Genomic DNA, 21,685 nt, shown 5'->3' on the forward strand with positions numbered 1-21,685 from the left:
GCGTGCGAGCGCGGCCTGCGCCTGGCGTTCGAGTTCGTCGCGCAGCGCGGTCAGCGCCTGCACCTGCTGGTTCAGCCGGGCGAGGTCGGCGAGCCGCGCCTCGATCGTCGCGCGATCGGCACGCACCTGCGTGTTCAGCGCGGCCGCCTCCGCGCGCAGGCGTTCCAGATCGGCGCGCGCGGCGGCAAGCTGTTCCGCCGTCTGCGTCGCCTGGCGTTCCAGCGTCGCGCGCTGCTGTTCGGTCTGCGTCAGGTTGCGCCGCGCATCGGTCAGGTCGCGCGTGGTGCGCGCGGCGTCGCCGCCGACGGTCTCGGCGCGGGCCAGCGCCTCAGCCAATTGCCGTTCCAGCGTGGCGACGCGTTCCTCTGTCCCGCGCGCGCCGACGCCGAGATCGGCAAGCCGTGCGGCAAGCCGGTCCTGCTCGCTGCGCGCGGTGTCGCGTTCGCTGGCGAGCCGGTCGCGTTCTTCCCGCAGCGCGCCGAGCGAGCGCAGCGCGTCATCCCGTGCGGCGGCGGCGGTGGCGAGTTCGCTCGTCGCACGCGACAGGCCGCCGCGCAGTTCCTCCGCCTGGCCGCGTTCCAGCGCGAGCAGTTCCGCCAGTTCCGCCACCTGCCGGTTCAACCGGTCGAGCGCCCGGTCGCGCGAGGACAGCGCGACCGACAGGAAGCCCTGCGCCAGCACGAAGACCAGCAGCACGAAGATGATGACCATGAGCAGCGTGGACAGCGCATCCACATAGCCCGGCCAGGCATCGAGGCCGCCGCCGTTGCGCCGGCGGTTGGAGGAACCGGCCATGGCTAGGCCCGCCCTGTCATGCGCGCGGCTGGTCCTCGGCGATCGCCGCGATGGTCCGCGTCAGGATCTTGATCTCGTTGCGGATCTCGGCGGTCGCCTGGACGCGGCCCTGCGCGACTTCCTCGATCAACCGCGCCATGTAGATCTCGAGGTTGCGGATGTTGCCGCGCGTGCCCTCGTCGATCGCGCCGCGTTCCTGGCCATCCGCGAGCTTCGCCAGCGCCATCGCGATGGTCGATTGGCCCTCGGCCACGCGGACCATCACCTGGTTGTTCGCGCGCATCTGTTCCGTCAGCACGGTCAGGCGCTCGGTCATCGTCATGATGGCGTTCGACGTCGCGGCACGGCCTTCCTCGCCACGCTGCAGGATGGTCTGCAGGCCTTCGAGGTTCTCCGCCGTCTGTTCCAGCAGGGCATTCACATAGGCCGGAATGGAGCCGTCGCCTTCCTGCCCCAGCACGCCCGTGGACAGCCGCGTCAGCCCGGCGAGCCATTCCTCCAGCTCATTCGTGAAGCGCGTCTGCGCCTGCCCGGCGGTGAGGTCCATGAAGCCCAGCACCAGCGCGCCGGCGAGGCCGAGCATGGAGGTCGAGAAGGCCGTGCCCATCCCTTCCAGCGGCCGTGCGAGCCCCGCCTTCAGCTGGTTGAACAGCTGGTTCAGGTCGCCCGACCCGACCGACATGTTGCCGATGACATCAGCGACCGAGCCGATCGTCAGCAACAACCCCCAGAAGGTGCCGAGCAGGCCGAGGAAGATCAGCAGCCCCGTCATGTAGCGCGAGAGTTCCCGCGTCTCATCAAGACGCGAGACGATGCCGTCCAGAACGGACCGCATGGCGATCGCCGACATCGACACGCGTTCGGACCGCCGTGCCGAAAGCATAGAGGCCATGGGCGCGAGCAGGCGCGGCTGCACCCGTTCCTCGGCCCCGCGGATGGAACGGTAGCCTTCGAGCCAAGTGACTTCCCGCCTCAGCGACAGCACCTGCCGCAGGTTCCACCCAACGCCGAACAGCAGCACCGCGACGATCACCGCGTTCAGCACGGGGTTCGCGGCGAAGGCGTGGCGCAGCTCGCCCCACAGGGCCGCGGTCACCACCACCACGAAGGTGAGGAACCCCAGCATCCGCCACAGATACACCATCGGCTGCGTCATCGGCCGCTCCGCGCCTCCGCATTCGGGCTCACCACGCCGGGGGGCAGGACGTCCACCGTATCGATCGCCGCGGGTAAGCGGCCCAACGGGCGCAGATCGATCCGAGTCGCGTCCAGCCCGCCCGCCACGAGCGCGGCCTTCACCGCCTGCGCGCGCGCCAGCGATGCCCGGCGCGCCAGGGACGCATCATTGGCCGGCCCGGTGACCTGCGCCTCGATCGTAATGCGCCCGGCGGGCAGTGCTGCGAAACGCGCGCCGAGCAGGCGCAACGCCTCGGCCATGGCGGGTTCGATCCGGTGGCTGTGGAGCGCGAGGCGCAGCACGCCGTCCGCGGTCGCCGTCATGCCCGGCGGCAGGCCCTGCGGCGCCGGGGCGGGCTGCGGCACCAGCGGCGCGCCCATTGGCGCAAGCGCCGGGGGCGCAGGCGGGGCCGGCGCGGGTTCAGGCAGGTCCGAGGCATCCTGCGCCCAGGCGGGCAGGGCCAGCGGCAACAGGCCGAAAAGGACCGCCCGGCGCTTCATCCGGCCGGGCGCGCCTTCACCGCGGCGATGCCCTCGGCCACGATCTCCCGCAGCTTCGGCTGCAGCGCCTGGTTGCCGGCCACCACATTGCCGGAGAGATACGGGTCCGTCCCATCCGGGTCGGTTGCCGCGCCGCCGGCTTCCTTCACCATCACGAGCCCGGCCGCGATGTCCCACTTCTTCAGCCCGAGTTCCCAGAACCCGTCGTAACGCCCCGCCGCCAGCCAGGCGAGGTCGAGTGCGGCCGCGCCGAAGCGCCGCACGCCAGCCACATGCGGCATGACCCGGTGCAGGATGGAGGAGAATTCCGCCTTTCGCGGCACGCCCGCGAAGGGAATGCCGGTGGCGAAGACCGCCTCCCGAATGTCCTTGCGGCCGGAGACACGCAGGCGGCGGTCGTTGAGGAAGGCGCCCACGCCCTTTTCCGCCCAGAACAGTTCATCCGAGGCAGGGTTGTAGATGACGCCGGCCACGACTTCCGACGTGTCGGTGCCGGTGCGCTTTTCGATGCCGACGCTGATCGCCCAGTGCGGGATGCCGTGCAGGAAGTTCGTCGTCCCATCCAGCGGATCGACCACCCAGCGCCATTCCCAGGATTCGTCGCCCGACGCACCCGATTCCTCCATCAGGAAGGCAAAGCCGGGACGGGCCTTGGACAGTTCCTCCTTCAAGGTCTGCTCGGCCCGCATGTCGGCGGTCGAAACGAAGTCCGACGGGCCCTTCATGCTGACCTGGAGCTGCTCGACCTCACCGAAATCCCGCAACAGCCGACGGCCCGCCTTGCGGACGGCCGAGGTGACAACCTGCATGGCAGGCGAAAGGCGCGAGGAGACGGGAGCCATGACGGATGAGACCTTGAGGGGGAGAAAGAGCGTGGGGGGGAGGGTTAGCGGAACAGGGAAGGGGAGGCCAGGGGGCCAGCCCCCTGGACCCCCGCTGGGGGCATACGTGCCCCCAGACCCGCGGGGAATTGGTGTAGGATGGGGGGCCGGGGGCTCGGAGGGTCAGCGGATGGACCGGCTTCTGATGGACACGGCGGCGGATAATTTCGACGGCGCGGGAGGGCTGAGCGGGGCGGAGCAGATGCAGCGCCTGCTGCTCGGGCTTGAACAGATGGCGAGGGCCGCGCGGGTCGGGTCCCGCAACGCCCTCCTGCTCGCCACCGCCGCCGACAATTTCGAGGACGCGCAGAACCTGGCCGGGGCAGAGCAGATGCAGCGCCTCTGCCTCGGCCTGGAACAGTTCGCCCGCGCGCTGTAGGGCGGCAGGGCGCCACGCCCCGCGGACCACGACGGCGGCCGGAAGGCCGGGCCGGGCGCCGATGCGCGGCGCGCGAAGCCTTACTTCGCGCGTTCGTAGTAGGTGGCGTCGGCGGTCTTCACGACGATCTTCTCACCCGCCGTGATGAAGGGCGGGACCATGACCTTCACGCCGTTCGACATGACCGCCGGCTTGTAGGAGGAGGAGGCGGTCTGGCCCTTCACCACCGGGTCGGCCTCGACAACCTCGAGCACGATGGTCTCGGGCAGGTCCATGGAGACGGGCTCGCCTTCGATCAGCTTGACGTTGACCGTCATGTTTTCCTGCAGGAAGGGCAGGCGATCGCCGAGGATGTCCTGCGGGACCATGGTCTGCTCGAAGGATTCCGGGTCCATCAGCACCAGGTTGGTGCCGTCGGTGTAGGAGTAGGTGAATTCCTTGTCCTCGGTGGTCAGGCGTTCGACCGTGTCCGCCGTGCGCCAGCGCTGGTCCTTCTTGGCGCCGGTCTTGACGTTGCGCATCTCCACCTGGATGACCGCCGCGCCCTTCCCCGGGATCATGATGTTCTGCTTGAGGATGGTGTAGCGAGCCCCTTCGAACTCGATGACCATGCCGGCACGCATCTGGTTGGCTTGCATCTTTGCCATGGCTAACTCGTGATCCCCGTCGCGATCTGAAGGTCGGCCGGCGCGATACACGTGGGGGTGGCTTTAAGCAAGCCAATCGCCCGCGACCGGCGCATGCTGGACAGCCCTCCGAGCGGACTTTCACCGATGTCGAAATGTCTCCGCCGGCAGCCTTAAATGGCGCTTACGTCGCGCAAAAATCGAGAATACGAAATTGCGATCGCCGTAGGGCTTCTCTCCAAGCGAAGGGTGACGACCTTTTCCGCAATCCCTGGGCTGTCGTTTTCATCATAATCAGGTACCACGCGCGCTTTTTTTGGATCGCGGGGGCGAAGTTTCAATTTTAGCACCTCTTTTGCATTAGAAATTAGATCAACGCGCTTCCCTGTAAAATTACTCAACTTCTCCCAGCCCTTTCGATATTCATGAAGCGCTGATGGCCAAAGAAACCACCAAGATTCCGTCTCAAATGCAACTATAACAGGATAAATATTACACATCGATTTTTTCTTCGTGAGTTTATTGGAGATTGTATGCTTCAAGTTTTCATAGTCTAATCCTGTTCCGCAATCGATAGTGCACGGTTTTGCAGCAAGATGCTCGGGGTTGTCGTGATCTCTGTGGACAAAAATTGCCCGGACGTCGCTTCCTTTTTCTTGTTCGGCACAAATAATTCCTGCTATTTCGTCCGCAAAATCCCTTTGCTTCCTGCTGTGAGCGGTCTTACTCAGGCTTGGCGGCTTTTGACGAATCTGTACGGAATTTATGTCCGGGCGCATAGCCTTAATCAGCGTTGCCATGGACCTTGTATCATTTGGGGATTCGCCGAAGACCAAAACCACACTGGGTCTTCTTGGCGCGCTTCTTTTTCTCACTAAGGAATGCCTCCAAGAGACCCCGAAAACCAAAGTTCGCCCAGTTCGTAGCCGCTCTTCTTCCGAATGCTTTCCAGCTTTGCCGGAGAAAGATCAACTAGTCGCGTCTCGCCACGTGCCCAATCGCGCTCAAGAATCCTCAGTTCGGAAGGTTTCAACCGATTAACTAGAGCTGGCGAATGCGTTGCGATAACGATCTGTGTTCGTGAAGATGCTTCACGCAAACGCTCAATGAGGACATCAAGAGCGTACGGATGAAGCCCGTGATCAACTTCCTCGATGCACGTGAGCCGCGGAGGATTGGGTTCCCGGAGCATCGTGAACAAAGCAATTGCGCGAATTGTACCAAATGAGGCTCTAGTAATTGGCGTCGAATCGCGCAGTCCACGTTCATGAATGTGAATTTTGACGGTATCCCGCGCGCCGGCAGTGTGATGAAAAGAGAATTGCTTAAATCCAGGGAGAATATGTCTAACGTCATTTTGCAAAGCTTCGAATATATCTGGTGTTTCGCTTCTCATTCTGTATATAACGGATACGAGATTTTCTGCGTTTGATTCAAGAGAATCCTGGCGGGCGAACTCACTATCTTGGCGTGCCATATTAACATCTGGCTCAAATAAGCGCATATCCTCAAATATTTCAGCAAGCTGACTAATCTGCTTTGTGTCGGTTCGTTCGCCGATGCGTCTCAGAACAGATAATGCCGACGAATTGCTTTGTATATTTAGTGAATTTTTGCTCTTCGCAAAAGAGTCTTGCTCATTTGCGAATTCTACCTTTCGCCCCATAAGAGTTATTCTGCGTCCTCGGCCGCGGTAGCGTTTAAGCACGACAGTCTCTGTTCTGATGAGGACGGCGCTGTCCTTCAAATTTGCTGATCGGATCGAAAGTGTATATTCATCAGGGGCAGCAGCGCTCGAATGCTCAGTAACTTGAGCTTTGATATGAATTTTTACATTCCTTCCGGGTGTATCACCTCTAAAGAACATATTCTTAAAGCCACCATAGACGCTGTCTACTGCAGGAGCGAGATCAGTGCGGGCGACTTCTCCTAAAAATCTAAAAAGAGACAGTAGATTCGATTTTCCTCCACCGTTGGGCCCTACCAAAACCGTTAGTGAATCAAGCTCAATCGAGAATTTCTTAAGGCTAAGAAAATTCTCCGCTTGAATCTCTGTTATGGCTCGAACCTGATCCATTCGTTCTTTCTGCTGTATCTGCGTTTCGACGACATCCGAAGGTGGTCTCGATCCCTGGATGTCAGCATGGTGGTGCCGCTAGCCTAGGCTGAACAGAACAGCAATCCAGATTGCTAGTCCCCGTCAAACCCCCTCATTTTCTTGCACACTCTCCATGCTATCTGCGTTTCGTGCAACACCAAGGTCTGATGGCTGTACGGCACGCTTGCTACGGCTGTCCGCCGAATTTCGTGGCAGAGCACGAGTGCTTGCGGCGATGAAAAAAATCCTATAACTGACTTTCCATGCGCCCCCACCCCTTCCTCCCCCTGACCGACCCCGAATTCGCCTTCCTCTCCCGCCACCTCCGGCCCCACACCGGCCGCCGAGGCCGCCCGCCGGCCGATCCGCGCCGCACGCTGAACGCCATCTTCTGGGTGGCCTGTTCCTCCGGCCCCTGGAAGGACTTGCCTGAGGAATATGGCCGGCGCGGCACGGCGTCCCGCCAGCTTCGCCGCTGGGCGAAGTCCGGGCATATGGACCTGCTGCTCACCCTCGTCGCGGGGCGGCAGGCGGAGGATGAAATTCTCAACGGCCTGGCTTGGCGCATCTGCCGGGCGTGGCGGCGGATCAGCCGGGTGGTGCCGTTGTCCAGCCTGGTCCGGGCGAAGAACCTGGGCGTGAGGGCGGCCTTGCCGGCGCCGCCGAATTTCCTCCCCGATCCGAATTTGTCCAAAGCAGCACAAGCGTTCGTGATCGCGGCCCTCAAGACGCCAAGGGTCCACCCGCCCGGCACCTTCAACCGCCTGGGCCGCCTGCTGCTCGATGCCGGCGGCCGCCCCCGCCACTGGCGCCTGCGCTGACCATGTCGCGCGCTGAAGTCACGGCGGGGTCCGGGGTAACACTGTTACCCCGGCGGGGGTTCGGGGGCGGCGCCCCCGCGCTCATGGACACACCTGCCTGTGCACCGCACCATGCGGGCGTGTCCCAACACCAGCCGCCTCCCCAGCGCATCCTCCTCGGCATTTTCTTCATCTGCCTGGCGGGGGCTTGCTTCGCCTTGATGCTTGGGGCGGCGAAGGCGCTGGGGGCGAATTATTCGTCCTTCCAGATCTCCTGGGCGCGGGCCTTCGGGCATATCGTCTTCCTGCTGGCGGCGTTCCTGCCGCGGCATGGGCTGGCGGTGCTGCGGACGCGGCGGCCGGTCACGCAGGTCACGCGCTCGGCGCTGCTGTTCACTTCGAATTTGTTGAGTTTCCTGGCGCTGAACTTCATCCCGCTCGCCAAGCAGTCCTCGATCAGCTCGACGGCGCCGCTGATCGTCACGGTGCTGGCCGGGCCGATGCTCGGGGAAAGGACGACGCTGGCGCGGGTGGTGGCGTTGCTGTGCGGCTTCGCGGGCGTGCTGCTGGTGATCCGGCCGGGGACGGCGGTGTTCCACTGGGCGTCGCTGGCAGTGCTGGCCAGTGCGACGGCTTATGCGCTGTACCAGGTCCTCACCCGGAAGGTGGCGGGGGCGGAGAGCCCGGAGACCTCGGCGCTGTATTCATCCCTGGTGGGGGCATTCGGGATGCTGGTGGTGATGCCCTTCGTGTGGGTCACGCCGCATGGGTGGGTGGATATCGGGTTGTTCTGCGCGCTGGGGGTGTTGGGGGCGCTCGGGCATTACTGCGTGGCGATCGCGTTCGGCTTCGGGCCGGCGAATATCCTGTCGCCGTTCCAGTATTTCCAGTTGCTGGCGTCGGTGATGGTGGGGGTGGTGGCGTTCGCGGAGGTGCCGGACGTGTTCACCGGGCTGGGGGCGCTGGTGATCGTGGGCAGCGGCATCTACATCGGCTGGACGCAGACGCGCGGGGCGAAGGCGGGTCAGGCGTGACCGAGGGGGGCCTTGCCGCCGCCGTTGGGGCGTTCGCGCACGAAGGTCGGGATGGCGTGGCCGGGGATGCGGCCGCGCAGGGATTGCAGCAGGGCCAGGCCTTCGGCGTCGGGCACGGCGAAGCGGGCGGTGCCCGGGGCCGGGTCCAGGGCGTGGAGGTAGTAGGGCTTCACCCGGGCGCGGAGCATGGCGCGGAACAGGGCTTCGAGGGCCTCGGCGCTGTCGTTGACGCCGCGCAGCAGGACGGATTGGCCGAGCAGGGGGATGCCGGTCCGCGCCAGGCGGTCGAGGGCGGTCGCGGTGGCGGGGGGAGTAAATTCGCGGGCGTGGTTGGCGTGGACGGCGAGGAAGACGGGCTTTTCCACGTCGAGGGCGGCGAGCAAGGCGGCGTCGATGCGGGATGGCTCGGCGACCGGGACGCGGGTGTGGATGCGCAGCGTCTCGATGTGGGGGATGGCGGCGAGGCGGCGCAGCATCGGGCCGAGGCGGCGGGGGCTGAGCATCAGCGGGTCGCCGCCGGTCAGCACGGCCTCGCGCACGGCGGGGGTGCGTTCGAACCAGGTGAGCGCGGTGTCGAGCTCGGCTTCGGTCAGCAGGCCGCCATCGGGGCCGACGACCTCTCGGCGGAAGCAGAAGCGGCAATAGACGGGGCAGGCGAGCAGGGGCTTCAGCAGCGCGCGGTCGGGGTAGCGGTGGACGACGCCCTTGACCGGGGTGAAGGGGGCGTCGGCGGTGGGGTCCTCGACTTCGTGGGGCGCCGTGGTCAGTTCGGCGGCGTCGGGGATGTATTGGCGGGCGATGGGGTCGGCGGGGTCGGCGGGGTCGATCAGGCGGGCCACGTGGTCGGTGACGGAGATGGCGAAGCGGGCGGCGACGCGCGTGGCGTCGGCTTCGGCGCCGGGGCGCAGCAGGCCGGCATCCCGCAGTGCCTGCGGCGTGCGAAGGGTGCGTCCCTGGCGTGTGGTGTCACCGTCCGGCATGGTCGCCGGCCCGTAGCGGAAGGGCTCGGCGCGCACAATGGCTAAGCCGGATTGGCATCCCGAGAGGCTGGCGGCGCGGCTGCCGTTCCTGGACCGGCGGGCGGCGCTGGTGGCGGCGACGCGGGCCTTCTTCACGGGGCGGGGGTATCGGGAGGTGGAGACGCCCTGCCTGGTCCCCGCGCCGGGGGCGGAGGTGCATATCCGTGCCTTCGCCACACGGTTCGAGCCGCATATCGGCGTGGGGCAGGGGCGTCCGCTGTGGCTGCGGACCTCGCCGGAGCTGGCGATCAAGAAGCTGCTGGCGGGCGGGGCCGGGCCGGTGTTCGAGCTGGCGCGGGTTTGGCGGAACGGGGAGGTCTCGGCCCGGCATGCGCCGGAATTCACCATGCTGGAATGGTATCGGCCGGGGCTGTCCTTCGACGGGCTGATGGCGGAGACGGAGGACTATGTGCGGGCGGTGTGCCCGCCGGTGGTCGAGCATGGCGGGGTGCGGACCGACCTGACGCTGCCCTTCGAGCGGCTGACGATGCAGGACGCCTTCGCGCGGCACTGCAACGGGCTGGATCTGCTGGGGACCGAGGGGGATGCCGGGCGGTTGCGGGATGCGGCGGCCCGGGCGGGGCTGCCGCCGCGAGGCGGGGAGGGGTGGGAGGATCTGTTCTTCCGCCTGCTGCTGGAACGGGTGGAACCGGCGATCGGGCGCGATCGCGCGACCTTCCTGACGCATTGGCCGGCGCCTCAGGCGGCGCTGGCCCAGCGGGATCCAGCCGATCCGCGCGCCGCCCTGCGCTTCGAATTGTTCGCCGCGGGGATCGAATTGGCCAATGCCTTCGACGAATTGACCGACCCCGCCGAGCAGCGCCTGCGGTTCGAGGAAGCGAATGCCGAACGCCGCCGCATCACCGGGGAGCATGGCTGGGATGTGGATGCGGATTTCATCGCCGCGCTGGAGGCGGGGTTGCCGGCGACAGCCGGGATCGCGCTGGGGTTCGACCGGCTGGCGATGCTCGCTTCGGGGGCTCCGCGGATCGAGGACGTGGTGTGGCTTCCCGTCACTTGACCCCGCGCGGGTGCCTCGCGTCTAAGGCAAGGCATGTCGATCGGATCAAGACGCAGCCGGGAGCGCCGGCGCCGCACGGGGCAGATCGTGCTGCGGTTGGCGAAGTGGCTTTTCGCCCTCGCGGTGTTCGTGGGGCTGGGCTTCTGGTCGTACCAGAGCGGGCTCGACCTCGCGCGGTCGGAGGTCACGGCGCTGGAAGGGCGGCTCGATACGCTGTCGGCCGATGCGCGAGCGACCTATGCGCGGAATGCCCAGTTGGAAGGCGAATTGCGCCAGGCGCGGGAAGACATGGTCGCGCTGCAGCGCCGGTACGAACGCGATGTGCCGGCCGGCGAGGCGGCGGCACTGTTCACCCTGGCGCAGTCCCGGATCGGTGCGGGCGTGCCGCGTGCGCGGGTGGAGCAGCTGATGCGCGATGCCGGACCGGTGCGGCAATGCGAGGGGCGGGCGACGCCGCGCCGCTTCGCGGTCGCCTATGGCCCGCGCGCGCCGGAGAATGCGGGGATCGAGCTGCTGGACGGGCTGGTGCGCGTGGTGGTGAGCGCGCCGAACCAGACCGACGACCTGGCCCGCGCTGCGAGCGTCGTGGTTACGGTCGTAGGCCGGGATCCGGTGACGCTGACCGGCTTGCCGCAGCGTCATGCGGTGACGCTGGGCAATGCGGAGCTGACGCTGAACGTGACGAGCGAGATCCGCGGCTTCGCGACGGCGGCGCTGTCCACCTGCGGGTGACCGGCGCCGCGTTCAGTTCCTGCTGGACTTAAGAATAAATTCTCATTATCGTGTGCCGAGTCAGTGGCGGCATCACGCCGGCACATCCCCCTGCAGCGTGATGCGATGCATCTCCCGCCGGTGGCCGTGATAATCGTTCACCGGGTAGTGCTGGACGGAGCGGTTGTCCCACAGCGCGATCGACCCCGGCGCCCAGCGGAAGCGGCAGGTGAATTCCGGCTTGGTGATGTGGGCGAAGAGGAAATCGAGCAGCGGCTTGGATTCCGCCTCGGTCCAGCCATCGAAGCGCGTGGTGTGGCCGAGGTTGACGTAGAGCGCCTTCCGGCCCGTCTCCGGATGCGTGCGCACCACCGGGTGGGTGGCTTCCAGCACCTCGGCATTGGTCACCGCGCCGCGTTCCTTCTGGCGGTCCTCGCGCGTCTTGGACGCATCCGCCTTCTTCGAGGAATTGATGGCGCGCAGCCCGTCCAGCGTCGCGCGCAAGCCGGGCGACAATGCCTCATAGGCCGCGCGGCAATCGGCGAAGAGCGTATCGCCGCCGGCCGGCGGCACCTCCCGCGCGATCAGCATCGTCGCCATGGGCGGGCGTTCGAGATAGGCGGTGTCGGAATGCCAGACGCCGCCGAAATTGATGCGTTCCTCCGGTTCCTTGATGACCGGCGTGATCTGCGGAAAGCCGTCGAGCCCACGCACGAAGGGGTATTCGACCGGCGTGCCGAGGCGTGCGGCGAGGGCCAGGAAATCCCGCGGCGACAGCGCCGCGTCGCGCAGGAACAGCACGCCGTGGTCGAGCCAGATGGCGCGCAGCTCGGCAATGCTGCGCTCATCCGGGGTGGTGCGGAAATCGAGGCCGGAAACCTCGGCCCCGCAGGACCCCGAGGCACGCGTGACGGTCAGGCGCTGTGCGGTGATGGACATGTCTTCCTCCGTTCGGCGGCAGGCTACGCCGCGGCCTTCAACCGCGCCAGCAGCCCCGCCGCATCCTCGCGCGGCAGGGCATAGAAGACGAAGACGTAGGGGTCGGATGCCTCGAACACCGACGGATCGGGCGAGGCGCGTTGCATCGTCGCGCGGTCGAGTGCCGCGACCGGGAACCATTCTCCACGCAGTTCGAACAACACGTCATAGCCGAGCGCGTCGAGATAGGCCGGCACGGACCAGGTGCTGCCCTCACGGTGGCGTTCCTCGACTTCCAGCGTGAGCACCGGGCGGCAGCGCAGCAAGGTGTCGCGCGCACCCCGCAGGATCTCGTATTCCGCGCCCTCGGCGTCGATCTTGACGTGGGTGAGGTCGCGGATCGCGCGGTCGTCGAGCCGCTGCAGCGGTGCCGCGAAATGCCGGATGGCGAGGCGCGGGCTGCCGAAGCCCGCATAGTCCTTCGCGGTCGATGCCCATTGTTCCTGCGGCACGCCGTCCAGCACCGGCATGGCAAGGTCGGCCTGCCCGGCGTGATCGCCAAGCGCGGCCTGCACCAGTTCGACATGCGGCGGGATGTCGCCGCCGAAATTCGCGGCCAGCGCCTCGGCGAGCCGCGTGAAGGCCATGGGCAGGGGTTCGAAGGCCAGCACCCGACTGCCAGGCAGTTGTGCGAAGGGCAGGGTGATCAGCCCGTCATGCGCCCCGATATCGACCAGCGTTCCCGGGCGGTGGAGCAGCGTGTGGAAGGTGATCTCGTCCATGGCCGTGCGGCTCCCAAGACGTTACGAATCAGTAATCTTGCGTTCGATTTCAGTAGCGGCTCACAGTGAATCACACGCCCGGCATTCGCCGAGTCCTGGCGCTTGTCGCGGCTGCGCAGACCCGTTGCGAGACGGAGACGGCCAGCATGTGGAATCAGATCTACGATCCCTTCAGCAATGCGACGCTCTCAACGATCGCTGCCGCCGTGCCAGTGGTCATGCTGCTGGCGCTCATCGCTTCAGGCAAGGTGCAGGCGCATGTCGCGGCGCTGGTGGCGCTGGTCGTCGCGCTGCTGGTCGCGATCTTCCTCTTCACCATGCCGGCGGGCCTGGCGGTTCGTGCCGCGATCTTCGGGGCGGCGATCGGGCTGTTCCCGATCGGCTGGATCATCTTGAACGTGATCTTCCTCTACCGGCTGACGGTGGAGAAGGGCTGGTTCCAGATCCTGCAGCAATCGATCGGGGGCATTACGCCGGACCGGCGGCTGCAATTGCTGCTGATCGCCTTCGCCTTCGGCGCTTTCTTCGAGGGCGCTTCGGGCTTCGGCACGCCGGTCGCGGTGACGGGCGCGATCCTGATCGGGCTTGGCTTCTCGCCGCTCGCCGCGTCGGGGCTGTCGTTGATCGCGAACACCGCGCCGGTCGCCTATGGCGCGCTCGGCACGCCGATCGCGGGGCTGGCGACGGTGACCGGCTTCGACCCCTATGTGCTCGGTGCGATGGTCGGGCGGCAGCTGCCGTTCTTCTCGGTCATCGTGCCCTTCTGGCTGATCGCGGCCTTCGCCGGCTGGCGCGGCATGATGCAGATCTGGCCGGCGATCCTGGTCTGCGGCATCACCTTCGCGATCCCGCAATTCCTCATCTCGAACTACATCAACCCCTGGATCGTCGATATCGGCGCCGCGATCATCTGCATGGCCTGCCTGGTCGCCTTCCTGCGCGTCTGGCAGCCGCGCGAGGTCTGGAGTTCACCGGCGCTGCGCACGGCGGATGCCTCGGTCGGCACCATGCCGCCGCCGCCCGCACCGGTGACCGCAACGCGCGAGCAGATCATCTGGGCCTGGGTGCCCTGGATCATCCTGTCCATCGTCGTGGCGATCTGGGGCACGGGGTGGTTCAAGGCCTATGTCAATCCGATCGCGACCTGGAACTACCCCGTGGAAGGGCTGCACAACCTGGTGCAGAAGGTGCCGCCCGTCTCCTCCCCACCGGTGCGCGAGGGCGCGGTCTTCGCCTTCACTTGGCTGTCCTTCACCGGCTCCGGCATCCTGATCGCGGCGATCCTCTCCGGTTTCGTGATGGGCTTCTCGCCGATAGCGCTGATCCGCGCCTATGGGCAGACCATCTGGGTTGTTCGGAAGTCGCTGATCACCATCATGGCGATGCTCGCGATCGGCACGCTGACCCGGTATTCGGGCATCGATGCGACGCTGGGTCTCGCCTTCGCCGGGACAGGACTGCTCTATCCCTTCTTCGGCACGCTGCTCGGCTGGCTGGGCGTGGCGCTGACCGGGTCCGACACCGCATCGAACGTGCTGTTCGGCAATCTGCAGAAGGTGACGGCGACGCAGCTCGGCCTGTCGCCGATCCTGATGGCGGCGGCAAATTCCTCGGGCGGCGTGATGGGCAAGATGATCGATGCCCAGTCGATCGTGGTGGCCTCCACCGCGACCAACTGGTTCGGCCATGAAGGCAGCATCCTGCGCTTCGTCTTCTGGCATTCGATCGTCCTGGCCTGCATGGTCGGCGGGCTGGTGATGCTGCAGGCCTATGTGCATCCGTTCAGTGCGATGGTGATCCAGCAGTAGCCGGGCGGCGCAGCCCTCAGGATCGCCTTCAGGCCGCCGCGATCGCCGCGTTCATCGCGCGCACCCCGGCGTCCGGCCCGTCGGCGTGGTTCCAGACCGCGCCAACAACCGCGAGGAAGTCGGCGCCCGCCCGCACCAGCGGGCCGCAATTGCCAGCGGTGATGCCGCCGATCGCCACGGACGGGATCTCCATCATCTCCGACCACCATTCCAGCAGGTCGGTGCCGGCGGTGTGGACCGTCTCCTTCGTGTCGGTGGGGAAGAAGGCGCCGAAGGCGACGTAGTCCGCGCCCAGTTCGCCCGCCTCCATCGCGAGATGCCGGGAGGCATGGCAGGTGATGCCGAGGATGCGGTCCTTCAGCAGCTTGCGCGCGCCCTCATGGTCGCCGTCGCTCTGGCCCAGATGCGCCCCGTCGCAGCCCAGCGCATGGGCGAGCTTCGCATCATCGTTCAGGATGAAGGCGACGTCGCGCGCCTGGGCGACCGGCATCAGGGCATCGACCGCGCGCTTGATCTCATCCGCCGTCGCATCCTTCAGCCGGAGCTGCAGGCAGGCCACGTCCCCGGCATCGAGCGCTGCGGCCAGGTCGTCACGAAAACGCGCGATCTCGATGCGCGGCGGCGTGATCAGATAGAGTCTGCAACCCTCCGAGGAGCTGCCCTGAGATGCCGCATTCATCCGCTGTCATTCCTTGCCTGCGCTACGCCGACCCCAAGGCCGCGATCCGCTTTCTGACCGAGGCCTTCGGCTTCGTCGAGAAGTTGGTGGTCCCCGGCCCTGATGGCGGGGTGGTCCATGCCGAGCTGACCTATGGCGAGGGCGAGCATCGCGGCATGTTGATGCTGGGCGGCGCCGACCGGAAATTCTTCGACATGCGCCTGCCCAGCGAGGTCCGCGGCGTCACGGATTGCATCTATGTCGTCGTGGCGGACACCGATGCGCATTGCGCCAAGGCCCGCGCGGCGGGGGCGGAGATCCTCGAAGGTCCGCTCGATCGTGACTACGGATCGCGTGAGTACGTCGCGCGCGATCCCGGCGGGTATCTGTGGGATTTCGGGACCTACGATCCGTGGAAGGCATGAACGAGAACGCCGCCGCGAGGCATCCCCCGCGGCGGCGTCGCGCATCCGGCGTTGTGCCGTGATTACGGCTTGGTCTTGTAGACCTCGATCATCGAGGCGAGCAGCTTCAGCGCCTCATCCTTCGGCCGCTGGAAGGCGTTGCGGCCGACGATGGACCCGTTGCCGCCGCCGGCATGGATCGCGCGCGCCTCGTCCAGCAGGGCGTCCGCGCCCTTCGCCTCGCCACCCGAGAACACGACGAGGCGCCGGCCGTTGAAGCAGGACTGCACGACATGCTTGATGCGGGTGGACAGTTCCTTCCCGTCGATCTTGCGGTCGATGTAGACCTTCTTCGCCGCATCCAGCGACAGCGCGTCGGTCGGCGGCTTCACCTTGATGATGTGCGCACCGAGCAGCGCGGCCATATGCGCGGCATAGGCGCAGATGTCGTAGGCGGTCTCGCCGGCCTTATCGAGCATCGGGCCGCGCGGATAGGACCACACGACGACGGCGAGGCCCGCCGACTTCGCTTCCTCGGCGAGCTCGCGCAGCTCCTCCATCATCTCGAACTGGTATTCGGAGGACGGGTAGATCGTGAAGCCGATCGCCGAGCAGCCGAGGCGCAGCGCATCGGCGACTGACCCGGTCACCGCCTGGTCCTTGGTGGTGGACAGGCTGTTCGAAGAATTAACCTTGAGGATCGTCGGGATGGCGCCGGCGAAGGTCGCCGCGCCCGCCTCGATCATGCCGAGCGGCGCGGCATAGGCGTTCAGCCCCGCCTCGATCGCCAGCTCGAAATGGTAGTGCGGGTCATAGGCCGCGGGGTTCGGCGCGAAGGAGCGGGCCGGGCCGTGCTCGAAGCCCTGGTCGACCGGCAGGATCACCATGCGGCCGGTGCCGCCGAGCTTCCCTTCCATCAGGATGCGGGCGAGGTTCGCCTTGGTCCCGGGATTGTCGCTCTCATACCAGGAGAGGATCTCCTTCACGCGGCGGGTCAGCTTCATCTGGCGTCCTTCCTTCGGTCCGGCCTTATCCAGGGCGCGATAGCGCAGCCACCCGCCCCTGTCACGATGGCGGCGGTGTCGGCGAAACCTGTGGCACTTCCATGGCGAGCCAGGCGGCCAGACGCGCGCAGTCGTCGCGCCGGCGCAGGTCGATCCGCCCGAGGTCGAAGGCCGGCGGCCTGGCCGGCAGCACCTTTGCCCCGACCTCCGCGGCCGCGGCCGCGACGGCCACGAAGGCCGGGCAGGCCTCGTCCAGCACGATGATGCGAACACCCGCCCGCAGGGCGGTGAGCGCGTTGCCCGCCGCATCCGCGCAATCCAGCGCCGCGTCGCAGGGCACGCCAGGGTGCCGCCGCCGCGCCTCCGCCACCATGGCGAGGAACCACTCCGGCCCGGCGAAGCCCCCCGCCGCCGCGGCTGAAAGCAGCAGCACCCCCCGCGGCCCCGCCGAGTCCAACGCCGCCTCCGCCTGGTCCAGCGCATGGATCACCACGGCCGGCCTGCTGACACACGCTGTCACCGTTGACCCCGAGGCCCCTCTCTGCCAAGGCTTTCCCCTAGCCCCGCGGGCCTCCGTGGGGAAGGGAATGGCGGACCTCGAAGGGGGCGGATTGAGCGAGGCTGTGGATCCGGTGGCCGAAGCCACCCATCGCCTGGAAGCAGCGGTCGAGCGGTTGTCCCGCGCGGCCAGCGCCCGTCCCGCGACCACGCCGGCGCCCGGCGACGATGCCCCGGGCGTCGATCCGGCCGCGGTGGCCGCCCTGGCGGCCCGCCTCGACGAAACCATCGCGCGGCTGCGCGGCGTGCTGGGCGAGGACGCCTGATGGCCCAGGTCACCGTCCGCGTTGGCGGCTATTCCCACCCGGTCGCCTGCCAGGACGGCCAGGAACGCCACCTGACCAACATGGCCGCCGAGGTCGATAAGCGCATCGGCACGCTGAAGGCCATGGGCATGCAGTTCGGGGAAACCCGGATGCTGCTGCTCGCCGCGCTGCAACTCGCCGACGAGACGGCCGACCTGCAGGCCGAGGTCTCGGCGTTGAAGGCCGGCGGCGCCGTCGCCGCCCCGATGCCCGCCCGTGCCGAACCCGACCCGGCGCTCGCCGAGCGGCTGAACGGCCTGGCCGAGGCGATCGAGGCCATTGCAGCGGGGCTGGAGCGCGCCTAGGTTCCCTGGGCGGGGCTGCCCGGCGCGCCAGGCAATTCATCCCCGGGGCCAATGCACATCCTCCGGGAGCTGGCTCTGTCTGGATCTTGGTCCAGGTATCTGGTGCCCACCTGCGAAAGCAGGCCTTGGGAGGATGAGACGCCAGCGGCCAGGGTGGCTCCGCACGCGGCCCGCATGTTGCGCCGGACACGGCGCACGACCCTGATGATCGACGGCCAGTGTCCCGGTGACGGGCCGCTGGTTTTTTCATGCCTCAGACGCCGGCGCCCGCATCCGCGGGCTTGGCTTTCGCGTCCTGCGCTGTGGCGTTGGCGCCGACGGGCGGGTTGGGCGCGGTCGCGCTGTGCGCTCCCGGATCGAGGCGCGGCCTCGATCCGCCTCATTGTCTCAGGCGCGGGTCTCGGTTTCCTGTGCTGCGCTGGACGCGGCGGGTCGATCAGACGTGCGGCATTGCGGTTCCGGATCGAAGCAGGTGCCTCGACCCGTTCCGGTGGTCGGGGGCGCGGCCCTTCCGCGGCTGAGGTAGGCTGCTGCGATGAACGCTGACGCCCCCTATTGCGACGTGCTGCTGGCCGAAATGAAGGCGGAGGCGCGCAAGGTCGCCCTCGCGCGCCGCGCGGCGGTGGATCCGGCGGGGAAGGGGGACGCACTGGCCGGGGTGGTGCTGCGCGATTGTCCGCCGCCGCCCGGCGCGCTTGTCTCCGGCTTCTGGCCGATGGGGCCGGAGATCGACATCCGGCCGCTGCTGCTCGCGCTGCATGCGCGCGGGCAGCCGCTCTGCCTGCCGGTCACGCCGAAACGCGGCCAGCCGTTGCATTTCCGTCGCTGGGCACCGGGCGACCCGCTCGGCCATGGGCCGATGGGCACGCGCCAGCCTGTTCATGGGCCCGAGGTCTCGCCGGACTGGCTGCTGGTGCCGCTGCTGGCCTTCGACCGCGCAGGCCGGCGGCTCGGCTATGGCGGCGGCTATTACGACCGGACGCTGGCCGGGCTGACCGGGGCGACGGCCATCGGGGTTGCCTATGCCGCGCAGGAAATGCAGGGAGTGCCGGCAGGGCCGAACGACTTTCGGCTCGGGCGCGTGGCGACGGAGAATGGCGTGGTGATCTGCGGCGGGGCTTCGTGAGGCTCCTTTTCCTCGGCGACATCGTCGGGCGGTCGGGGCGGGATGCGGTGGTCGCCGCGCTGCCGGGGCTGCGGCGCGACCTCGCGCTCGACCTGGTCGTGATCAATGCGGAGAACGCCTCGCACGGCTTCGGCCTGGCCCCGGACATGGCCCGCGCGCTGTTCACCGCCGGGGCGGATGTGCTGACGCTCGGCAACCACGCCTGGGACCGCAAGGAGATCATCCCCTTCATCGCCGAGGAATCGCGCCTGATCCGCCCGATGAACTACGCCCCGGGCACGCCCGGCCAGGGTGCTGCGGTGGTGAGCGTGCCCGGTGGACGCCGCGCCCTCGTCGTGCAGGTGATGGGCCGGCTGTTCATGGAACCGCTCGACGACCCGTTCCGCGCAGTGCAGGGCGAACTCGCGAAGCACACGCTCGGGTCGCAGGGCAGCGTGCAGGCGGTCGTGGTGGACATCCACGCCGAGGCGACCAGCGAGAAGCAGGCCATGGCGCATTCCTTCGACGGGCGCGCCTCTCTGGTGATCGGCACGCATACGCATGTGCCATCGGCCGATCATCGCATCCTGCCCGGCGGCACCGCCTTTCAGACCGATGCGGGCATGTGCGGCGACTATGACAGCGTGATCGGCATGCAGAAGGGCGGCGCGTCCCTGCGCTTCTGGCGCAAGGTGCCGGCCGAACGCCTGGCGCCCGCCGAGGCCGAGGCAACCATCTGCGGGTTGTTTGTCGAGACGGATGACTCGACCGGCCTCGCGAAGCGCGCCGAGCCGTTGCGCCTCGGTGGGACGCTGTCCCAGGTGATGCCCGCGCCATGAGGCATCACCGGCGGTAGGCGGCGCGCCGGATACTCACCAGTTCGACGAAGTAAGGGGAGAACCGACGGATGGACCTTGGCTATGCGGGACGACGGGTGCTGGTGGTCGGCGCCTCGGCGGGGATCGGCTTCGCGACGGCGCAGATGCTGGCGGCGGAGGGGGCGGAGGTGCTGATCGTCTCCCGCGATCCGGCCGGCATCGCGACGGCTGCGGAGCGCATTGCCGCGTCGACCGGCCGGCGCCCGGCGCATCTGTCTGCCGACATCACGCAAGCCGGCGCGGCGGATCGCCTGCTGGCGCAGGTGGCGTCACGTTGGGGTGCGCTCGACGCCCTGGTCGATGCCGTGGGCGGTTCGATCCGCTCGGGCTTCGAGGCGCTGTCGGACGAGGACTGGCTCGGCAACTACGGCTTCAACGTGCTGTCCGCGGTGCGGGTGGTGCGCGCATCGCTGCCGCTGCTGCGAAAAGGCAGCGCGCCGTCCATCGTGCTGTTGGGTGCCGCGGCCTCGCGCATGCCCTATCCCAACCAGATCGTGTCGAACGTCCACAAGGCGGGATTGCTGGGGCTGACCAAGACGCTCGCCGGCGAATATGCCGCCGAGGGCATCCGCGTGAACTGCGTCGCCCCAGGCCGGACCCTGACGCGCCTGTGGACCGATCGCGCGGCGAAGATGGCGGCCGAGCGCAACGTGCCGCCCGAGGAGGTCATCGCCGAATTCGCCCATGAAATCCCGCTCGGCCGCTTCGGCCAGCCGGAGGAGATCGCGGCGATGGTGCTGTGGCTGTCGAGCCCACGCGCGGCCTACGTCACCGGCCAGACCGTGAACGTCGATGGCGGGATCGCGCGCGGGTTGCTGTAGCTGCGCTCAGCCGGCCAGTTCCCGCCGCACGATCGCAGCGCCTTCGGCAAGCGCTTTCAGCTTCGCGAAGGCGCGGTCGCGCGGCAGGTACTTCATGCCGCAATCCGGCGCAGCCACCAGCCGTTCCACTGGCGCATGCCGCAGCCCCGCGCGTAGCCGGCCGGCCACGACCTCCGCCGTCTCGACCTCATCCGTGCCGAGATCGAGCACGCCGAGCATGATCGTCTTGTTCGACAGGTCGGACAGGATGCCGAGATCGAGCTTCGGCTGCGCCGCCTCGATCGAGATCTGCGCCGCCGTGCTGTCGGCCAGTTGCGGCAGGAAGGAATAGCCCGACGGCTTTTCCTTCACGAGCGCCGCATAGCCGAAGCACAGATGCACGACCGTCGTCCCGGCCACGCCCTCCAGCGCCCGGTTGATCGCCTTCACGCCATAGCGCATGGCCTGTTCCGGGCGCGCCTGCAGCCAGGGCTCGTCGAGCTGGATCACGTCGGCCCCGGCGGCCTTGAGGTCCCGGGCTTCCTCGGCGACGACCGCCGCATAGGCCATCGCGAGAGCCTCATCGTCGCCGTAATGCTCGTCATGTGCCTGCATCGACAGGGTAAAGGGGCCAGGCAGGGTGATCTTCACCTGGCGGTCGGTATTGGCACGCAGGAAGGCGATGTCGCGTACCTCGACCGGATGGCGCCGCCGCAGCGCGCCCGTCACGCGCGGCACCGTGGTGGGCTTGCCGGCGCGGCCCGTCACAACAGCAGGATTGTCGATATCGACGCCATCAAGCGCGAGGGCGAAGCGGTTGGAGTAGCTTTCGCGCCGCATCTCGCCATCGGTGATGATGTCGATCCCCGCCCGTTCCATGTCGCGGATGGCGATCAGCGTCGCGTCGTCCTGCGCCAGTTCCAGCGCATCCTCGGGCACGCGCCAGATCTCCTTCAGCCGCACGCGCGGGACGACGTTGTTCTTCGTCAGCACGTCCCGATCGACCAGCCAGGCGGGCTGCGGGTAGCTGCCGACGACGGTCGTGGGCAGCAGCTTGGTGGCCTTGGCCATGGCGGATCCTCCCCGGGCACCTTGCGGCGCGGACCGGCAATCTGTGGC

General features: G+C 67.4%; 25 protein-coding genes, 1 other RNA gene and 2 pseudogenes. 14 read left to right on the forward strand and 14 right to left on the reverse strand.

Features of this window, described 5'->3' with window-relative positions; translation table 11 throughout:
- From AC2YHJ_RS26565 to AC2YHJ_RS26580, 4 genes and pseudogenes are all read right to left on the reverse strand, one after another.
- Positions 1 to 795, reverse strand: a pseudogene (locus AC2YHJ_RS26565) (peptidoglycan -binding protein); the annotation flags it as partial.
- A 16-nt stretch (positions 796 to 811) separates the two neighbouring features.
- Positions 812 to 1,951, reverse strand: a complete 1,140-nt coding sequence (locus AC2YHJ_RS26570) for a flagellar motor protein MotA (protein ID WP_487399208.1) — start codon at positions 1,949 to 1,951, stop codon at positions 812 to 814.
- Positions 1,948 to 2,472 (reverse strand): OmpA family protein, encoded by a 525-nt coding sequence (locus tag AC2YHJ_RS26575; RefSeq protein WP_487399209.1) that lies wholly within the window; start codon positions 2,470 to 2,472, stop codon positions 1,948 to 1,950. Before AC2YHJ_RS26575 ends, AC2YHJ_RS26570 begins: the two co-directional genes overlap by 4 nt.
- Positions 2,469 to 3,314, reverse strand: a complete 846-nt coding sequence (locus tag AC2YHJ_RS26580) for an inositol monophosphatase family protein (protein ID WP_487399210.1) — start codon at positions 3,312 to 3,314, stop codon at positions 2,469 to 2,471. The genes AC2YHJ_RS26575 and AC2YHJ_RS26580 overlap by 4 nt, the downstream gene beginning before the upstream one ends.
- Before the next feature lie 169 nt (positions 3,315 to 3,483).
- Between AC2YHJ_RS26580 and AC2YHJ_RS26585 the strand changes: the two genes are divergently transcribed.
- Positions 3,484 to 3,732, forward strand: coding sequence for a hypothetical protein (locus AC2YHJ_RS26585; protein WP_487399211.1), 249 nt, complete (start codon positions 3,484 to 3,486; stop codon positions 3,730 to 3,732).
- An 80-nt stretch (positions 3,733 to 3,812) separates the two neighbouring features.
- Here the strand turns inward: AC2YHJ_RS26585 and efp are convergent, their stop codons facing one another.
- The 3 genes from efp to AC2YHJ_RS26600 all read right to left on the reverse strand — a co-directional run bounded on the left by efp (position 3,813) and on the right by AC2YHJ_RS26600 (position 6,435).
- The gene (gene efp / locus AC2YHJ_RS26590; protein ID WP_487399212.1) at positions 3,813 to 4,379 is read right to left on the reverse strand and encodes an elongation factor P; all 567 of its coding nucleotides are present in this window, start codon (positions 4,377 to 4,379) and stop codon (positions 3,813 to 3,815) included.
- Positions 4,380 to 4,531: 152 nt separating this feature from the next.
- Complete coding sequence (locus tag AC2YHJ_RS26595) at positions 4,532 to 5,158, reverse strand: hypothetical protein (RefSeq protein WP_487399213.1); 627 nt, start codon at positions 5,156 to 5,158, stop codon at positions 4,532 to 4,534.
- A gap of 74 nt (positions 5,159 to 5,232) precedes the next feature.
- A complete protein-coding gene (locus AC2YHJ_RS26600) occupies positions 5,233 to 6,435 on the reverse strand; it encodes an AAA family ATPase (RefSeq protein ID WP_487399214.1) in 1,203 nt (400 codons plus the stop codon).
- A 284-nt stretch (positions 6,436 to 6,719) separates the two neighbouring features.
- On the opposite strand from AC2YHJ_RS26600, the pseudogene AC2YHJ_RS26605 reads away from it, so the two are divergent.
- The 3 genes and pseudogenes from AC2YHJ_RS26605 to AC2YHJ_RS26615 all read left to right on the forward strand — a co-directional run.
- Positions 6,720 to 6,947, forward strand: a pseudogene (locus AC2YHJ_RS26605) (transposase); the annotation flags it as partial.
- Positions 6,948 to 6,950: 3 nt separating this feature from the next.
- Positions 6,951 to 7,277, forward strand: coding sequence for a hypothetical protein (locus AC2YHJ_RS26610; RefSeq protein ID WP_487399242.1), 327 nt, complete (start codon positions 6,951 to 6,953; stop codon positions 7,275 to 7,277).
- Positions 7,278 to 7,396: 119 nt separating this feature from the next.
- Positions 7,397 to 8,290: a DMT family transporter gene (locus tag AC2YHJ_RS26615; RefSeq protein ID WP_487399215.1), complete on the forward strand. Its 894-nt coding sequence runs from the start codon at positions 7,397 to 7,399 to the stop codon at positions 8,288 to 8,290.
- Here the strand turns inward: AC2YHJ_RS26615 and AC2YHJ_RS26620 are convergent.
- On the reverse strand, positions 8,281 to 9,306 hold the full coding sequence (locus AC2YHJ_RS26620; RefSeq protein WP_487399216.1) for a lysine-2,3-aminomutase-like protein: 1,026 nt from the start codon (positions 9,304 to 9,306) through the stop codon (positions 8,281 to 8,283). The two genes, AC2YHJ_RS26615 and AC2YHJ_RS26620, sit on opposite strands and share 10 nt — an antisense overlap.
- Before the next feature lies 1 nt (position 9,307).
- Here AC2YHJ_RS26620 and epmA point away from each other — a divergent pair, with 1 nt between their 5' ends.
- Both epmA and AC2YHJ_RS26630 read left to right on the forward strand, forming a co-directional pair.
- Positions 9,308 to 10,330 (forward strand): EF-P lysine aminoacylase EpmA, encoded by a 1,023-nt coding sequence (gene epmA / locus AC2YHJ_RS26625; protein ID WP_487399217.1) that lies wholly within the window; start codon positions 9,308 to 9,310, stop codon positions 10,328 to 10,330.
- A gap of 33 nt (positions 10,331 to 10,363) precedes the next feature.
- A complete protein-coding gene (locus AC2YHJ_RS26630; RefSeq protein ID WP_487399218.1) occupies positions 10,364 to 11,062 on the forward strand; it encodes a hypothetical protein in 699 nt (232 codons plus the stop codon).
- Positions 11,063 to 11,134: 72 nt separating this feature from the next.
- Here AC2YHJ_RS26630 and AC2YHJ_RS26635 read toward each other — a convergent pair whose 3' ends face one another.
- On the reverse strand, positions 11,135 to 11,980 hold the full coding sequence (locus tag AC2YHJ_RS26635; protein WP_487399219.1) for a TauD/TfdA dioxygenase family protein: 846 nt from the start codon (positions 11,978 to 11,980) through the stop codon (positions 11,135 to 11,137).
- Positions 11,981 to 12,003: 23 nt separating this feature from the next.
- A complete protein-coding gene (locus AC2YHJ_RS26640) occupies positions 12,004 to 12,741 on the reverse strand; it encodes an FkbM family methyltransferase (protein WP_487399220.1) in 738 nt (245 codons plus the stop codon).
- 146 nt (positions 12,742 to 12,887) lie between these two features.
- Between AC2YHJ_RS26640 and AC2YHJ_RS26645 the strand changes: the two genes are divergently transcribed.
- Positions 12,888 to 14,549: an L-lactate permease gene (locus tag AC2YHJ_RS26645; protein ID WP_487399221.1), complete on the forward strand. Its 1,662-nt coding sequence runs from the start codon at positions 12,888 to 12,890 to the stop codon at positions 14,547 to 14,549.
- Between the two features lie 28 nt (positions 14,550 to 14,577).
- Here the strand turns inward: AC2YHJ_RS26645 and thiE are convergent, their stop codons facing one another.
- The gene (thiE, locus tag AC2YHJ_RS26650) at positions 14,578 to 15,228 is read right to left on the reverse strand and encodes a thiamine phosphate synthase (RefSeq protein WP_487399222.1); all 651 of its coding nucleotides are present in this window, start codon (positions 15,226 to 15,228) and stop codon (positions 14,578 to 14,580) included.
- On the opposite strand from thiE, the gene AC2YHJ_RS26655 reads away from it, so the two are divergent.
- Complete coding sequence (locus tag AC2YHJ_RS26655) at positions 15,216 to 15,632, forward strand: VOC family protein (RefSeq protein WP_487399223.1); 417 nt, start codon at positions 15,216 to 15,218, stop codon at positions 15,630 to 15,632. The two genes, thiE and AC2YHJ_RS26655, sit on opposite strands and share 13 nt — an antisense overlap.
- Before the next feature lie 62 nt (positions 15,633 to 15,694).
- Here AC2YHJ_RS26655 and AC2YHJ_RS26660 read toward each other — a convergent pair whose 3' ends face one another.
- On the reverse strand, positions 15,695 to 16,615 hold the full coding sequence (locus AC2YHJ_RS26660; protein ID WP_487399224.1) for a class I fructose-bisphosphate aldolase: 921 nt from the start codon (positions 16,613 to 16,615) through the stop codon (positions 15,695 to 15,697).
- Positions 16,616 to 16,676: 61 nt separating this feature from the next.
- Entirely contained in the window at positions 16,677 to 17,105 is a 429-nt protein-coding gene (locus AC2YHJ_RS26665; RefSeq protein WP_487399225.1) for a hypothetical protein, read from the reverse strand.
- Positions 17,106 to 17,202: 97 nt separating this feature from the next.
- Between AC2YHJ_RS26665 and AC2YHJ_RS26670 the strand changes: the two genes are divergently transcribed.
- From AC2YHJ_RS26670 to AC2YHJ_RS26695, 6 genes are all read left to right on the forward strand, one after another.
- Positions 17,203 to 17,439, forward strand: a complete 237-nt coding sequence (locus tag AC2YHJ_RS26670; protein ID WP_487399226.1) for a hypothetical protein — start codon at positions 17,203 to 17,205, stop codon at positions 17,437 to 17,439.
- Positions 17,439 to 17,783, forward strand: a complete 345-nt coding sequence (locus AC2YHJ_RS26675; protein WP_487399227.1) for a cell division protein ZapA — start codon at positions 17,439 to 17,441, stop codon at positions 17,781 to 17,783. Before AC2YHJ_RS26670 ends, AC2YHJ_RS26675 begins: the two co-directional genes overlap by 1 nt.
- A 9-nt stretch (positions 17,784 to 17,792) precedes the next feature.
- Positions 17,793 to 17,947, forward strand: a non-coding RNA gene (gene ssrS, locus AC2YHJ_RS26680) — 6S RNA.
- 371 nt (positions 17,948 to 18,318) lie between these two features.
- Positions 18,319 to 18,909, forward strand: a complete 591-nt coding sequence (locus tag AC2YHJ_RS26685) for a 5-formyltetrahydrofolate cyclo-ligase (protein WP_487399228.1) — start codon at positions 18,319 to 18,321, stop codon at positions 18,907 to 18,909.
- Positions 18,906 to 19,727: a TIGR00282 family metallophosphoesterase gene (locus AC2YHJ_RS26690; RefSeq protein WP_487399229.1), complete on the forward strand. Its 822-nt coding sequence runs from the start codon at positions 18,906 to 18,908 to the stop codon at positions 19,725 to 19,727. The genes AC2YHJ_RS26685 and AC2YHJ_RS26690 overlap by 4 nt, the downstream gene beginning before the upstream one ends.
- Before the next feature lie 68 nt (positions 19,728 to 19,795).
- On the forward strand, positions 19,796 to 20,587 hold the full coding sequence (locus AC2YHJ_RS26695) for an SDR family NAD(P)-dependent oxidoreductase (protein ID WP_487399230.1): 792 nt from the start codon (positions 19,796 to 19,798) through the stop codon (positions 20,585 to 20,587).
- 6 nt (positions 20,588 to 20,593) lie between these two features.
- Here the strand turns inward: AC2YHJ_RS26695 and AC2YHJ_RS26700 are convergent, their stop codons facing one another.
- The gene (locus tag AC2YHJ_RS26700; RefSeq protein WP_487399231.1) at positions 20,594 to 21,637 is read right to left on the reverse strand and encodes a uroporphyrinogen decarboxylase/cobalamine-independent methonine synthase family protein; all 1,044 of its coding nucleotides are present in this window, start codon (positions 21,635 to 21,637) and stop codon (positions 20,594 to 20,596) included.
- Positions 21,638 to 21,685: the final 48 nt, after the last annotated feature.

The organism is Roseomonas sp. SRI_022, from assembly GCF_057586215.1.